The 13,444-nt window shown below is 72.1% G+C and carries 16 protein-coding genes; 4 read left to right on the top strand and 12 right to left on the bottom strand.

Annotated elements, in window-relative coordinates; genetic code table 11:
- Nucleotides 1–98: 98 nt before the first annotated feature.
- Together ACSU6L_RS27065 and ACSU6L_RS27070 are read right to left on the bottom strand one after the other, a co-directional pair.
- Nucleotides 99–890, bottom strand: a complete 792-nt coding sequence (locus tag ACSU6L_RS27065) for a hypothetical protein (RefSeq protein ID WP_437060878.1) — start codon at nucleotides 888–890, stop codon at nucleotides 99–101.
- Nucleotides 891–956: 66 nt separating this feature from the next.
- Entirely contained in the window at nucleotides 957–1,316 is a 360-nt protein-coding gene (locus ACSU6L_RS27070) for an arsenate reductase family protein (protein WP_437060880.1), read from the bottom strand.
- 246 nt (nucleotides 1,317–1,562) lie between these two features.
- Here ACSU6L_RS27070 and ACSU6L_RS27075 point away from each other — a divergent pair, with 246 nt between their 5' ends.
- Nucleotides 1,563–1,877, top strand: a complete 315-nt coding sequence (locus tag ACSU6L_RS27075) for a hypothetical protein (RefSeq protein WP_437060882.1) — start codon at nucleotides 1,563–1,565, stop codon at nucleotides 1,875–1,877.
- Between the two features lie 96 nt (nucleotides 1,878–1,973).
- Here the strand turns inward: ACSU6L_RS27075 and ACSU6L_RS27080 are convergent, their stop codons facing one another.
- Complete coding sequence (locus ACSU6L_RS27080) at nucleotides 1,974–3,164, bottom strand: winged helix DNA-binding domain-containing protein (protein ID WP_437060884.1); 1,191 nt, start codon at nucleotides 3,162–3,164, stop codon at nucleotides 1,974–1,976.
- 241 nt (nucleotides 3,165–3,405) lie between these two features.
- Here ACSU6L_RS27080 and ACSU6L_RS27085 point away from each other — a divergent pair, with 241 nt between their 5' ends.
- Entirely contained in the window at nucleotides 3,406–4,755 is a 1,350-nt protein-coding gene (locus ACSU6L_RS27085; protein WP_437060886.1) for a DUF2252 domain-containing protein, read from the top strand.
- Nucleotides 4,756–4,781: 26 nt separating this feature from the next.
- Here ACSU6L_RS27085 and ACSU6L_RS27090 read toward each other — a convergent pair whose 3' ends face one another.
- Nucleotides 4,782–6,443, bottom strand: a complete 1,662-nt coding sequence (locus ACSU6L_RS27090) for an alpha/beta fold hydrolase (RefSeq protein ID WP_437060888.1) — start codon at nucleotides 6,441–6,443, stop codon at nucleotides 4,782–4,784.
- A 100-nt stretch (nucleotides 6,444–6,543) separates the two neighbouring features.
- On the opposite strand from ACSU6L_RS27090, the gene ACSU6L_RS27095 reads away from it, so the two are divergent.
- Nucleotides 6,544–6,816: a hypothetical protein gene (locus tag ACSU6L_RS27095; protein WP_437060890.1), complete on the top strand. Its 273-nt coding sequence runs from the start codon at nucleotides 6,544–6,546 to the stop codon at nucleotides 6,814–6,816.
- 29 nt (nucleotides 6,817–6,845) lie between these two features.
- Here ACSU6L_RS27095 and pspAB read toward each other — a convergent pair whose 3' ends face one another.
- From pspAB to glnA, 5 genes are all read right to left on the bottom strand, one after another.
- Complete coding sequence (pspAB, locus tag ACSU6L_RS27100; protein ID WP_437060892.1) at nucleotides 6,846–7,430, bottom strand: PspA-associated protein PspAB; 585 nt, start codon at nucleotides 7,428–7,430, stop codon at nucleotides 6,846–6,848.
- A gap of 2 nt (nucleotides 7,431–7,432) precedes the next feature.
- Nucleotides 7,433–8,353 carry a zinc metalloprotease HtpX gene (gene htpX, locus ACSU6L_RS27105; protein ID WP_437060894.1) on the bottom strand — a complete coding sequence of 307 codons (921 nt, stop codon included), beginning with the start codon at nucleotides 8,351–8,353 and terminating at the stop codon, nucleotides 7,433–7,435.
- A 66-nt stretch (nucleotides 8,354–8,419) separates the two neighbouring features.
- Nucleotides 8,420–8,548, bottom strand: a complete 129-nt coding sequence (locus ACSU6L_RS27110; RefSeq protein ID WP_437060896.1) for a hypothetical protein — start codon at nucleotides 8,546–8,548, stop codon at nucleotides 8,420–8,422.
- 26 nt (nucleotides 8,549–8,574) lie between these two features.
- On the bottom strand, nucleotides 8,575–8,832 hold the full coding sequence (locus tag ACSU6L_RS27115) for a hypothetical protein (RefSeq protein WP_437060898.1): 258 nt from the start codon (nucleotides 8,830–8,832) through the stop codon (nucleotides 8,575–8,577).
- A gap of 125 nt (nucleotides 8,833–8,957) precedes the next feature.
- Nucleotides 8,958–10,367 carry a type I glutamate--ammonia ligase gene (gene glnA / locus ACSU6L_RS27120; protein ID WP_073942969.1) on the bottom strand — a complete coding sequence of 470 codons (1,410 nt, stop codon included), beginning with the start codon at nucleotides 10,365–10,367 and terminating at the stop codon, nucleotides 8,958–8,960.
- A gap of 219 nt (nucleotides 10,368–10,586) precedes the next feature.
- Here glnA and ACSU6L_RS27125 point away from each other — a divergent pair, with 219 nt between their 5' ends.
- Nucleotides 10,587–11,054, top strand: a complete 468-nt coding sequence (locus tag ACSU6L_RS27125) for an RDD family protein (protein WP_437060901.1) — start codon at nucleotides 10,587–10,589, stop codon at nucleotides 11,052–11,054.
- 91 nt (nucleotides 11,055–11,145) lie between these two features.
- Here the strand turns inward: ACSU6L_RS27125 and ACSU6L_RS27130 are convergent, their stop codons facing one another.
- From ACSU6L_RS27130 to lipA, 3 genes are all read right to left on the bottom strand, one after another.
- Nucleotides 11,146–11,850 carry a DUF4191 domain-containing protein gene (locus tag ACSU6L_RS27130; RefSeq protein WP_073942967.1) on the bottom strand — a complete coding sequence of 235 codons (705 nt, stop codon included), beginning with the start codon at nucleotides 11,848–11,850 and terminating at the stop codon, nucleotides 11,146–11,148.
- Nucleotides 11,851–11,918: 68 nt separating this feature from the next.
- Nucleotides 11,919–12,119, bottom strand: a complete 201-nt coding sequence (locus ACSU6L_RS27135) for an SCO2195 family GlnR-regulated protein (protein WP_073942966.1) — start codon at nucleotides 12,117–12,119, stop codon at nucleotides 11,919–11,921.
- Nucleotides 12,120–12,380: 261 nt separating this feature from the next.
- Nucleotides 12,381–13,346, bottom strand: coding sequence for a lipoyl synthase (gene lipA, locus ACSU6L_RS27140; protein ID WP_437060903.1), 966 nt, complete (start codon nucleotides 13,344–13,346; stop codon nucleotides 12,381–12,383).
- Between the last annotated feature and the right edge of the window lie 98 nt (nucleotides 13,347–13,444).

The following is a 13,444-nucleotide window of genomic DNA, read 5'->3' on the forward strand; positions in this document are numbered from 1 at the left end:
GTTACTCAGCGGTCACGGGAGGATGTTGAAGTGGGCTGTGTCACACGGGGGTTGGGGTGCGGGTTTCCCGCTCCGCCGCCTGCCGGCCCGGGCTCCTCTCAGCCCTCCTCGTACGCAACCACGTTGTCGTTGACGTACTGGAGCAGGTCCTCGGTCTGCGCCGTGATCGCGGCCTCCTCCGTCTCCGCGCCGTCGCCCCACTGGCCGTTGGCGAACACCACCGAGCGGACCGTCATCAGCCGGCGGAACACCCCCGCCGAGCCCGGCGGCACCGTCGGCATGCCCGCCTCGGGCGGCGGGTCGAGGGAGACCGTCTGATAGGTCACCGGGTCCATCGAGGCCATCGCGAACACCGACGAGGCGTCCTCGACGCGGCGGAAGCTCAGTACGGTCACCGTCACCTGCGAGCGCCGCTCCACGTCCGTGAACAGCGCGGCGGTCAGCCGCAGGCAGCCCTCGCCCTGCTCGATCAGCGCGGCCAGCTCCGGGGACATGCCCTGGGCGCAGTCGGGTGTGGTGGCCAGGTCGACCCGCTCGTAGCGGGAGCCGTCGTCCAGGCGCACGCTCGTCGCCGGGAACGCCTGCTCGGGCCGGACCACGGGGCGCGCCAGCAGGGAGGGGAGGGCGGACGGGGCGTCCGGCGGCAGCGAGCTGGTGACGGAGGGGACCACCGGGGCGGCGGTGGTCCCGGAGGCGGTCGCGGGCGGCGGGGCGGCGGTGTCGCCTTCGTCGCCGCCGGTGTACATCACGGTCCCGGCGGCGACGGCGGCGAGCAGGACGGCACCGGTCGCTCCGGCCACCGCCCAGCGGGTGCGGCGGTGCCTCCGTATGCGCTCCTGCTCGGCCGCCCACTGGGCGTATGGGTCGATTCCTTGATCACCGAAGGTCATGGCGGCGGAGGGTAACAGCGGGAGCCACCCCGACTCGCCCCCGCCGACGAACAGTTGGAAACGCCGCTAACGGGACAAGATGTCGCGTACCGCCTCGTCGGTGCGGCCGACCACGGCCGTGCCGTCGTCGGCGGTGATGATGGGGCGCTGGATCAGCTTCGGGTGCTCGGCCAGCGCCGTCACCCAGCGGTCGCGCGAGGCGGCGTCCCGCGGCCACTCCTTCAGGCCCAGCTCCTTGGCGGCGGGCTCCTGGGTGCGGGTGATGTCCCACGGTTCGAGGCCGAGGCGGTCGAGCACGTCGCGGATCTCGTCCTCGGTCGGCACGTCCTCCAGGTAGCGGCGGACGGTGTAGTCGGCGCCCTCGGCGTCGAGCAGGCTGATCGCGCTGCGGCACTTGGAGCAGGCGGGGTTGATCCAGATTTCCATGCCGGACACGGTACGCCGGGGGTCGCCGGGCGCAGTGCGGGCACCCTGCTCTGTTCGATTTTGAGGGTGCGTCCCAGGGGTCTCGGGAAACCGTTCTGACGCATCGCCAATTCCCTTGCTCACCTGGGGATATCCTGCGTCTCAGGGTCATCCGATTGTCAGTGGCGGGCAGTAGAATTGAAGCAGTGTTCGAGGGGATCGCCGGGGCCTTCCGGGCGGTTCTCTGACCGCGACAGGAGGATGCCCGTGCCCGCTGCCGCACTGAAGCCGAAGCCCTTGCCCACCCAGTCCACCGCCCGCCGCGCCGTCCAGCTCGACCTGCCGTACGTCCCGGTCGCGAAGCGGCCGTTGCCGGCGGGGCGGCCGCGCGAGTGGTACATCTCGCACAACCGCCGGCTCAAGGCGATGCGCCTGGCCATAGCGCTGCTCGACTCCGGCGTGTACCTGCCGGGCCAGGCCCGCAACGAGACGATCCGCGACACCGCGCGGCTCATCGGTGTCCACCCGCCGTCGGACACGACGTGCCACATGGTGCGGGCGCTGATGAAGTACAGCCGGTGAGGTGAGGCCGGTGCCGGGTGCCGTGTCCTCGTGCGGCGCCCGGCACCGGGAGCGCCTCACCCGGCACCGGAAGCGCCTCACGGCACCGGAAGCGCCTCACCCGGCCAACTCCCGCTCCAGCGGCGTCCGGAAGCGCGGAGTCACCCGGGTCTGCCCCACCCACTCCCGCAGTCTTTCCGCCTCCGCGCCGATCGCCGCCTCCGCCTCCCGGCCCAGCCCGGTGCCCTCGAGGATCCGCCAGACGATCTCGCCGTCGGGCCGCTGGGCCCAGCCGCCCACCACCCGGCCGTCCCACCACACGGTCGGTCCGACGTTGCCGCTGCGGTCGAAGAGGGACGCGCGCAGTTCCGGCGCGAGATACCAGTCCCGCTGCTGCCAGCCCATGGCGGTCGGGTCGAGCGCGGGCAGCAGGGCCGCCCAGGGCTCGGCGGGGGCCGCCACCGGGTCCTCGTCGCCGTCGACGACGTACCCCGTGCCCTCGTCCAGCCCGACCTCCCGCGCCCCGATCGCCCCCAGAGCCCGGCGCACCTCCGTGACCCGCCACCCCGTCCACCACTTCAGGTCCGCCTCGGTGGCCGGCCCGCAGACGGTGAGCCAGCGGCGCAGCAGGTCCGCCTGCGCCCCGGCGACGTCCAGCTCCGGATGCTCCGGCGCCGGCGCCCAGCGGAACTGCGACGACGTCCAGGAGCCCAGCGGGCGGCCCCGGACCACCTTGCCCTCCACCCCCAGCACCCGCAGCAGCCGGCCGGAGACCGTGTGCACGCCCTCGTAGCTCTTCCCGGCCGCGTAAACGAACTGCTCCCGCAGCCGTGGCTCGTCCGCCGCCAGCTCGGCCGCCGTCGCCTCCCCGCGCCGCGCCAGCGCGGCCAGCGCCGACGCCTCCACCTCGGCCAGCCACGCGGCGTCCGGCGCGCCCGCCTTCGCCATGTCCTTCACCAGCGAGGCCCGCTCCCGCGCGGCGACCGTGATCCCCGTCGAGGCGTGCACGACGGCGGTCAGCTGTGTCGGGAACACGAACACGGTGTGCCGCATGCCGTGCATCCGGACCAGGGTCCTGTCCTCGTACAGCGCGCGCTCGGTCTCCGCGACCGTCTTCACCGGCTCCGCCAGCCGGGCGCCGACCGCCAGATGGACGGTCGCCGGATCCGTGCCGTGCAGCGCCACCAGCGCCTCGGCGACCTCCTCCGGGCTCGCCGCCCGCGCCTCCGCCGCCAGCCGGTGCCGCAGCCCCAGCCGGGCCCGCCGCTCCGCCGTGCCGATGTGCCGCAGTGCCGTCCCGCCGCTCATTCCGACCTCCCCAGGGGCCCGGTTCCCGTCAGCCGGGTCCCTGCCGTCGATCCTGCCCGACGCCACTGACAACCGGCCCCCCGCCCACGCCTCCCACCGCCCGTCACCCGATCGCCGTACCGGGCATGCGCCGCCCCCGCCCCGGCCGTTCACTGCGAACAGGAGACCGTGACCCCGGGAGGTGTGCGATGGAGCGCGACGGCAACGACCACCCCCGCATACGGCCGCCGGCCGCCGCACCGTGAACACCACCGCCACGCCGGCCGAGCGCGCCCGGCAGGGCAAGGCCGTCCGCAAGCACGTCCCCCGCACCGCGCACGCCGCCTGGCTCGCCCCCGTCGACCGGCAGGACCCCGTCGCCGTACTGGAGCGGCAGGGCCAGGACCGGATGCCGGAGCTGCTGCCCATCCGGTACGGGCGGATGGCCGCCTCCCCGTTCGCCTTCCTGCGCGGCGCCGCCGCCGTGCTGGCCGCCGATCTCGCCACCCAGTCGCACACCGGGCTGACCGTGCAGCTGTGCGGCGACGCCCACCTGCTCAACTTCGGCCTGTACGCCTCCCCGGAACGCACCCTGCTGTTCGACCTCAACGACTTCGACGAGACCTTTCCCGGCCCCTTCGAGTGGGACGTCAAACGGCTCGCCGCCAGCACGGCGGTGGCCGCCCGCGAGAACGGGCACGGCGACGCCAAGGCGCACCGGTCCGCGCTGGAGGCGGCCGCCGCCTACCGCACCACCATGCGGCGGCTGGCCCGGATGGGCGAGCTGGACGTCTGGTACGAGCGCATCGAGGCGGACGGGCTGCTGCCGCTGGTCCGCTCCGCCCGGCGCCGCCGCCGCGTCGAGGCCAGCCTCACCCGGGCCCGTCGCCGTACCAGCCTGCAGGCCCTCGACAAGCTGACCGAGGTCGTCGACGGGCGGCGCCGCATCATCCACGACCCGCCGCTGCTCGAACCGGCCGGCGTTCCCGACACGGCCGCCCTGCGCAAGATCTTCAGCGACTACCGCTCCACCCTCGCCGAGGAACGCCGGCTGCTCCTGGAGCGCTACCGGTTCGCCGACGCCGCCCGCAAGGTGGTCGGCGTCGGCAGCGTCGGCACCCGCTGCTTCATCGTGCTGCTGGAGGGCCGCGACGCCGCGGACCCGCTGTTCCTCCAGATCAAGGAGGCCCGCAGATCCGTGCTGGAGGAGCACCTGCCGAGCGGGCCCTACGACCATCCCGGCCACCGGGTCGTCGCCGGTCAGCGGCTGCTCCAGGCCTCGGGCGACATCTTCCTCGGCTGGACGACCGGGCCCCAGGGCCGCGCCTTCTACTGGCGTCAGCTGCGCGACATGAAGGGCTCCGCCGACGTCGCCGGCATGACCCCCGGCGACCTGCACGCCTACGCGGCCCTGTGCGGCACCGCCCTGGCCCGCGCGCACGCCCGCTCCGGTGACCGCATCGCCATCGCCGCCTACCTCGGCGGTGCCGACACCTTCGACCGCGCGGTCGCCGACTTCGCGCTGCGCTACGCCGACCAGACCGCCGCCGACCACACCGCGCTGGGCGCGGCCGTGGCAGCGGGCGTGGTCACGGCCGCTCCGGAGCCGTGAGCGCCGGCCGCCCCGATCGGGTCCGGTCAGCCGGCGTAGCGCTCCAGCAGGCCCCGGACGTACGCCTCCAGCCGCCCGCCCAGCACCTCAGGCGTGAGATCCGTCCGGCCCAGCTCCCGCCACGGCCCGGCGAGCCTGACCGCGTCGGGGGAGTAGCCGAGCGCGTCCAGGAGCCGCCAGTACAGGTGGTCCGCGCCGTCGGCGAGCCGGCGACCGCCGTGCCGCTCGTAGCGTTCCCGGAAGCCGAGCCCCCACTCCGGCCCGTGCAGCAGCGCCAGAGCCGTCGAGCAGTGGGCCACGTCCAGGTCGGCGGGCCCCCACGAGGTCTCCACCCAGTCCACGATCCCGCTGATCCGCAGGCTGTCGCCGGCGCCGTCGAACAGCACGTTCCCCGGGTGGAAGTCCCGGTGCAGGAAGCAGCCGTCGTACGGCGGCGGGTCACGGCGGATCACGTCCACCGCCCGCTCCCACAGCGCGCCCCCGGGGGTGCGCACCCGGTCCGGTGACGTCCACGCCTGGTAAGTCCGCGGCCGTTCGCCGGGTACGACCGCGTGGATCCGGGCGAGCCCGCCCGCCAGCAGCTCCACGCGCCGCTCCAGGTCCTCCTCGTCGACCCGCACCCGGCCGGGCAGCGACGTCATCAGCAGCGAGGGGTGGTCGCAGAGTTCGGCGGTCGCGTCCACCGCGACCAGCTCCGGCACCGGGATTCCCGCCCGCACGGCGAGCAGCCGGAGCATGTCCGCCTCGCGGGTCAGCAGGCCCGGGGCGTGGCGGCGGAAGAACGGCTTCACGAAGGTGCGCAGCACCAGGGCCGAACCGTCGTCCAGGGTGAGGCGGCGCATCTGCGAGCTCCAGCCCCCGCGCAGCGCGCGGCTCCCGACGACCTCCCGGCCCTCCGGGAGCCGCTTGGCCACCCAGGCGCGGGTCGCGGTCCAGCCCCGGTCGCCGAGTCCGGTCAGCACGGCGGTCACGAACCGCCGCCCGTCCTCCGGGCGGTCGCGCAGCCAGAAGCCCAACCTGTGCTCCGCGTCGGGCAGTTCGAAGCGGGTGTACTGGGCGCGGGCGGCCAGCGCGTCCTGGACCGCCTCCGTCACCTCCGCCGGGATCACCGCGTCGGTGCCGGGGACGGCCAGCACCGCCCGGCCGCGGAAGCCGCGCAGCGTGTCGAGGGCGGGGGAGCCCCGCCAGCTGCCGGGGGTGCGCAGGACGCCGGTGAAGCGGCCCGTGCCGTCCCCGAACGGCACGTCCCACGCATCGGCCGCGTACACCGCGGGCGCGCCGAGGCCCACCGCGGCGACCCGGTCGCCGTAGTGGCGGACCAGGTCGGCCACCGTCTGCCCGCTCATGCTGAACCCGACCAGGACCAGCGGCGCGTCCGCAGGCAGCCGCGCGTCGATCACCGCCACGGCCTGCTCGAACCGGCGGCGCAGGCTCGACTCGGCGAGCCGGCCGGTGCTTTCGCCGTGCCCGGAGAAGTCGAAGGCCAGCGCGTGGCAGCCCCGCCCGGCGAATTCCGCGAGCAGGGGCAGCAGCGGCCTGCTGCTGCCGGTGCCCGCCCCGTGCAGCAGGACGGCGGCGGGCGCCCCGGGAGCGGCACCGTCACCGCCGTACGTCCCACTGAGCCGTTCGCCGTCGTGATCGTGGACGAAAGACGTCGACAACGCGCGTCGGGGAGGCAGTTGGGTCATGCCCCCCATTCACCCATGTCGGAAAAGGGGATGCGCCGTGCCGGGCGCACACGGCACCCTCGGAACACACCCACCTCACGTCCCAGGGAGGAGGCCCGTCATGGGAACCGTCGTGCTCTCCGGGGCGGCCGTCCTGGTCGTCCTGGGATTCGGAAACAGTCTCTACTGGCTCGCCGCCGCCGCCCTGCTCTTCCTGTACGTCCGGTCCGGGCGGGACGCGACGACGCCGACGCCCCCCACGGGTGCGGGGTCCGCGCCCGCCACGTACCAGGACTACCGCGAACGCCGTGACCAGCAGGCCAAGTGGGAGCGCCGCTACCGCCGCGAGCGCCCCTTGGAGGCCCGCCGTCAGGAGCGCGAGAGGAGCGGGTGAGCCGTCGGTCCGGTGACCAGGCACCGAGGTCACAGACCCGGGGCGCCCCACACCGGGAACCACCGCCCCAGGTCCTCCTCGATCCGCAGATCACCGGCGAGCGCCGCCCGAACCTCCAGCTCCAGCGCGTTGTCGCGCCGCTGCCTCCCGCCGGGCAGCGGCGCGAACGGGTAGAAGGTGCCCCGCTTGTACAGGTAGACCAGTGCCAGCCGGTGTTCCTCCGGATCGCGGAAGCCGACGAGCGAACACAGCAGCTGCGGCCCGAAGCCGTTCATCTCCATAGAGCTGTTCACCGCGTGCAGGTCGTTGACCAGCAGCGGCAGCTCGCCGGGGGAGCGGCGCGAGACCAGCCAGGAGTAGCCGTACACGTCCCGCTCCAGACCCACCGGCGGGCCGCTGCGGTCGGTGTCCGCGTCCAGCAGCGCCCGCACCTCGCGATGCGTCTGCTCGAACGCGGCGCCCTCCACCGTGGCGAAGCACACCGCGCCCCGCCCGGTCGGGGCGAAGGAGACGGCGGCCTCCAGGGTCACCGCCGCCGAGGGCAGGGCGAAGAGCTGGTCGAGGTCGGGCGCGACCGGCTTGCTGCGCCCGAGCAGGATGTCCAGCAGCCGCATGCTCACCCCGCCTTCCCGGGCGACGCCGCCTCACCCAGCTCCCCGGAGATACGGCCCAGCTGCGCCAGCCGCTGCTCCAGGGTCGGATGGGTGGAGAAGATCCGGGCGAGACCGGGCTCCCGGCCCAGCGCCGGCGTGAAGTAGAACGCGTTGAAGGCCTGGGCCGTCCGCAGGTCACGGGTGGGGATGCGGGCGATATCCCCGGTCACCTTGGTCAGCGCCGACGCCAGCGCCGAGGGCCGGCCGGTGAGCAGCGCGGCCGCGCGGTCGGCGGCCAGCTCCCGGTACCGGGACAGCGCCCGGATCAGCAGGAAGCTGATCGCGTACACGGCAAGGGACACCCCCAGCACCGCGGCGAACACGGCCGCCGTGTTCTGGTCCCGGCGTCCGCCGCCGAACAGCTGCGAGTAGAACGCGAACCGCACGACCAGTCCGGCGATCACCCCGAGGAACGAGGCCACGGTGATCACGGCGACGTCCTTGTGCGCCACGTGCGACAGCTCGTGCGCCAGCACCCCCTCCAGCTCCGCGGGCTCCAGCCGCCGCAGCAGCCCGGTGGTCACACAGACCACCGCGTGGTCGGCGTTCCGCCCGGTCGCGAACGCGTTCGGCATGTCCATCGGGGAGACGGCGACGACCGGCTTCGGCATGTCCGCGAGCGCACACAGCCGGTCCACCACGGCGTGCAGCTCGGGGTACTCGTCCCGCTCGACGACCCGCCCGCGCATCGCGTACAGCGCGACCCGGTCGGAGAACCAGTACTGCGCCCCCAGCGCCACCGCCGCGACCACCACGACCAGCACCCAGGACTTCAGCAGCACGATCAACGCGGCGACGAAGCCCACGTACAACAGCCCGAGCAGGAACAGCGTGACCGCCATCCGCGCGGTCAGCCGCCGGTCGCTCCGGAAGCGGCTCCGCATGGCACACCACCTCACAGCCGGGCACTCGCCCCTTAAGCCAGTGTGCACCCGCCCGCCCGGCGCGACTCAGGCCGGCAGCCCGGCCTCCCACTTGCGCCGCTTCAGCACGTACGAGCTGAACAGATGGGCCGACCGGTCGAGCAGCTCACCCACCTCGGGATGCCCGCGCGCTTCGAAGCCGCGCCAGCGCTGCACGGTCTGCGCGGCCCAGTGCCGCCCGGTCAGTACGGCGCCCGGAAGTTGATGTACCCCAGCAGCACGATCACGGCGGCCACGCAGCCGAGGACGACCGCCGTCGACACCCACGACGACCGCCGGGGAGTCCTGGGCTCCGGGTCGGCGCGGAACGGCACCGGCCCGGGCGGGTTGTCCTTCCACCGCGCGGCGAGCATCCGGGCCCGAGCCGAGGGCTCCTTGTGCTCGGCGTCGTCCGCCCACCGGAGGTCGAACTCCCGTTTCTCCTCGTCCTGTTCGGACATCCCCGTCTCCCCGTCGCCACGATCACATCGCTCGAACAGCTGTACAGCAGAACCATACGGCGGCGCCCCCGCCCTGAGAAACGCGATACAGGGACGGGGGCGCCGGGACGACCGGGAGGGGTCGATCACACGTCGAAGTAGAGCTCGAACTCGTGCGGGTGCGGACGCAGCTGCAGCGGGGCGATCTCGTTCGCGCGCTTGAAGTCGATCCACGTCTCGATCAGGTCCGGGGTGAACACGTCGCCCTGGAGCAGGAACTCGTGGTCGGCCTCCAGGCGGTCCAGGACCGCGCCGAGGGAGGTCGGGACCTGCGCGACGTTCGCGTGCTCCTCGGGAGCCAGCTCGTACAGGTCCTTGTCGATCGGCTCGGCCGGCTCGATCTTGTTCTTGATGCCGTCCAGGCCCGCGAGGAGCAGCGCCGAGAAGGCCAGGTACGGGTTGCCGGAGGCGTCGGGCGCGCGGAACTCGACGCGCTTGGCCTTCGGGTTCGAACCCGTGATCGGGATACGCATCGCGGCGGAGCGGTTGCGCTGCGAGTACACCAGGTTCACCGGGGCCTCGAAGCCCGGCACCAGACGGTGGTAGGAGTTCACCGTCGGGTTGGTGAAGGCCAGCAGCGACGGGGCGTGCTTGAGGATGCCGCCGATGTAGTAGCGGGCGGTGTCGGACAGGCCGGCGTAGCCCTGCTCGTCGTAGAACAGCGGGTCGCCGTTGCTCCACAGCGACTGGTGGACGTGCATGCCCGAGCCGTTGTCACCGAAGATCGGCTTCGGCATGAAGGTCGCGGTCTTGCCGTTGCGCCAGGCCACGTTCTTCACGATGTACTTGAAGAGCTGGAGGTCGTCGGCGGCGGCGAGCAGCGTGTTGAACTTGTAGTTGATCTCGGCCTGGCCGGCGGTGCCCACCTCGTGGTGCTGGCGCTCGACCTGCAGACCGGCCTTGGCCAGCTCCAGGGAGATCTCGGCACGCAGGTCGGCGAAGTGGTCGACCGGCGGGGCCGGGAAGTAACCGCCCTTGTAGCGGACCTTGTAACCCCGGTTGTCCTCCAGCGCGCCGGTGTTCCAGGCGCCCGCCTCGGAGTCGATGTGGTAGTAGGCCTCGTTCTCGGCGGTCTTGAAGCGCACGCTGTCGAACACGTAGAACTCGGCCTCGGGGCCGAAGAACGCGGTGTCGGCGATACCGGTGGAGGCGAGGTACGCCTCGGCCTTCTTCGCCACGTTCCGCGGGTCACGGGAGTACTGCTCACCGGTGATCGGGTCGTGGATGAAGAAGTTGATGTTGACCGTCTTGTCGCGGCGGAACGGGTCCACGCGCGCGGTCGAGAGGTCGGCGCGGAGCGCCATGTCGGACTCGTGGATGGCCTGGAAGCCGCGGATCGAGGACCCGTCGAAGGCCAGCTCCTCGTCCGGGTCGAACGCCGCAGCCGGAATGGTGAAGTGCTGCATGACGCCCGGCAGGTCGCAGAAGCGGACGTCGATGAACTTGACGTCCTCGTCCGCGATGAACTTCTTGGCCTCGTCGGCGTTCTGGAACATCCAGCTCCTCCTACTCCCGACCATCCCGCCGGGGTGGTAGATCGTTCGTGCGGCCAGTGCGGTGGCACACGCTGCCTCGACCCTAGGGAGGCGGGATTTCTCCGGCGTGACCCATTTGTTTCGCACAAGTTAACCGGCTCGCGTTCCACAGTAGTCCGCATGAGGCCCGGAAACACCCCGGCGTCCTCCGGTCATATATGGGCGCAGTACCGTGTACGGGTGGACAAGAGGCAAGCAATCGGATCATGGCTTTCCGGGCCGCGCGCGGCCATGGAGGAGGCCGGTGCCGACTTCGGATACCGCGGCGAGCAGCTGGGGCTGCCGGAGGACGGGCCGGGCTCCCTCGCCCGCCCCGGACGGAGGCTCGGCGCGCTGGCCGTGGACTGGGGCCTGTGCCTCTTGATCGCATACGGCTTGATCACGGACGGCTACGGCCAGGCGACCAGCAACTGGGCGCTGCTGATCTTCCTCGTGATGAGCCTGCTCACCGTCGGCACGCTCGGCTTCACCCCCGGCAAGCGCCTCTTCGGTCTGCGGGTCGCCCACCTGGACACCGGCACCGTCCACCCCGGCCGCGCCGCGCTCCGCACGGTCCTGCTCTGCCTGGCGATCCCGGCGCTGGTCTGGGACCGCGACGGCCGCGGCCTGCACGACCGCCTCGCCCGCACGGTGGAAGTGCGGATCTGAGCTCCGATCGGATACGACGAGCGGATACGACGAAGGGGGCGCCCGGAAATCTCCGGGCGCCCCCTTCGTCGTATTTCTCGTACGAGGAGACTCAGCGGGCCTTCGGGCCGCCCTTCGGCAGGCGCATGCCCTTCGGCATCGGGCCCTTCGGCAGCGGCATGTTGCTCATCAGGTCGCCGAGCGCGCGCAGCCGGTCGTTGGTGGCGGTGACCTGCGGGCCGGTGAGCACCCGGGGGAGCTTCAGCATGGTGGTGCGCAGCTTCTTCAGCTCCACCTGGCCCTCGCCGGTGCCGACGATCAGGTCGTGCACGGGGACGTCCGCGACGATGCGGTTCATCTTCTTCTTCTCGGCGGCCAGCAGGCTCTTCACCCGGTTCGGGTTGCCCTCGGCGACCAGCACGATGCCGGCCTTGCCGACCGCCCGGTGCACCACGTCCTGGCTGCGGTTCATCGCCACCGCGGGGGTGGTCGTCCAGCCCCGGCCGATGTTGTCCAGCACCGCCGCGGCGGCGCCCGGCTGGCCCTCCATCTGCCCGAAGGCGGCCCGCTCGGCCCGGCGTCCGAACACGATCGCCGTCGCGAGGAAGGCGAGCAGGAAGCCCAGGATGCCGAGATAGATGGGGTGACCGATCAAGAAACCGATCGCGAGGAAGACACCGAAGGTGACGATTCCGACAGCCGCGAGTACAAGACCGATCTTCTTGTCGGCCCTGCGGGTCATCTTGTAGGTCAGGGCGATCTGCTTCAGTCGCCCGGGGTTCGCAGCGTCGTCCGCTGCCGTGTCCTTCCTCGCCATGCCACGAAGTCTACGTGGCTCCGGGAGCGCCTTCGACGGCAGTGCCCCGGCGGTTACCCGGGGAAAGATCAGGAACGGCCCGCGTAGGCCTGTTCGAGGACGCGCTCGGCCTCCACGCGGTCCTTCGCGCGGCGGCGGTCCTCCAGGACCGAGGTCCAGGCGTTGCGGCGGGCCGTGCGCTGGCCGGAGCTCATGAGCAGGGACTCGACCGCACGCAGTGCGTCGGTGAAGGTCGGAAGCGCGGTGGCGCGGACTGGCGCGGCCTGCATGGTGGATCCCCCTAGGGCTCAGCGTGGTTCACGGGGTGTGAAACCAGGGTCACTGACTGGTGTTACCAGGACGTGACCGACCGGTCAAACACGCATGAAGCCCCGATGCCGCCGGATGGCCGAACTGTTGCCGGGCCCGGAACGCCGTCGCGGCCCCGACCGGGGTCCTCAACTGGGAGGACGGTCGGGGCCGCGGTCACACGGCTACTACTTGGCGGTAACTACTTGTGCGTGAATTCACACGCCTTCTCGGGGCGGCGATCACACAGCCTGCGCGGCGACGTACGTACCGCGCTTCTCGATGGCCATCTGGTACAGGCGGCCGGCCCGGTAGGAGGAGCGGACCAGCGGGCCCGACATCACACCGGAGAAGCCGATCTGCTCGGCCTCCTCCTTCAGCTCCACGAACTCCTGCGGCTTCACCCAGCGCTCCACGGGGTGGTGACGCACGGACGGGCGCAGGTACTGGGTGATCGTGATCAGCTCGCAGCCCGCCTCGTGCAGCTGCCGCAGCGCCTCGCCGACCTCCTCGCGGGTCTCGCCCATGCCGAGGATCAGGTTCGACTTGGTCACCAGGCCGTAGTCGCGTGCGGCGGTGATGACCTTCAGGGAGCGCTCGTAGCGGAAGCCGGGGCGGATCCGCTTGAAGATCCGCGGGACGGTCTCGACGTTGTGCGCGAAGACCTCCGGACGGGAGGAGAAGACCTCCTCCAGCTGCTCCGGGACCGCGTTGAAGTCGGGGGCCAGCAGCTCGACCTTGGTGCGCCCGCCCTCACGGCCGGCGGTCTGCGCGTGGATCTGGCGCACGGTCTCCGCGTACAGCCAGGCGCCGCCGTCCTCCAGGTCGTCGCGGGCGACGCCGGTGATGGTGGCGTAGTTCAGGTCCATCGTGACCACGGACTCGCCGACCCGGCGGGGCTCGTCGCGGTCCAGGGCCTCGGGCTTGCCGGTGTCGATCTGGCAGAAGTCGCAGCGCCGGGTGCACTGGTCGCCGCCGATGAGGAACGTGGCCTCACGGTCCTCCCAGCACTCGTAGATGTTGGGACAGCCGGCTTCCTGGCAGACCGTGTGCAGGCCCTCGCTCTTCACGAGGTTCTGCATCTGCGTGTACTCGGGGCCCATTTTCGCCCGGGTCTTGATCCACTCGGGCTTGCGCTCGATGGGGGTCTGGCTGTTCCGGACCTCCAGGCGCAGCATCTTGCGTCCGTCGGGTGCGACTGCGGACACGACCGGCTCCCTAGCGTTGATTCTTCGGCGCCCTCAAGGGTACGCCCGTGTATTCGATGGCCCTCGGACCGGGCCAACCCCCTGCGACCGGGCCAACC

Origin of the sequence: Streptomyces sp. enrichment culture, assembly GCF_964272855.1 — a bacterium.
Lineage (GTDB): Bacteria > Actinomycetota > Actinomycetes > Streptomycetales > Streptomycetaceae > Streptomyces.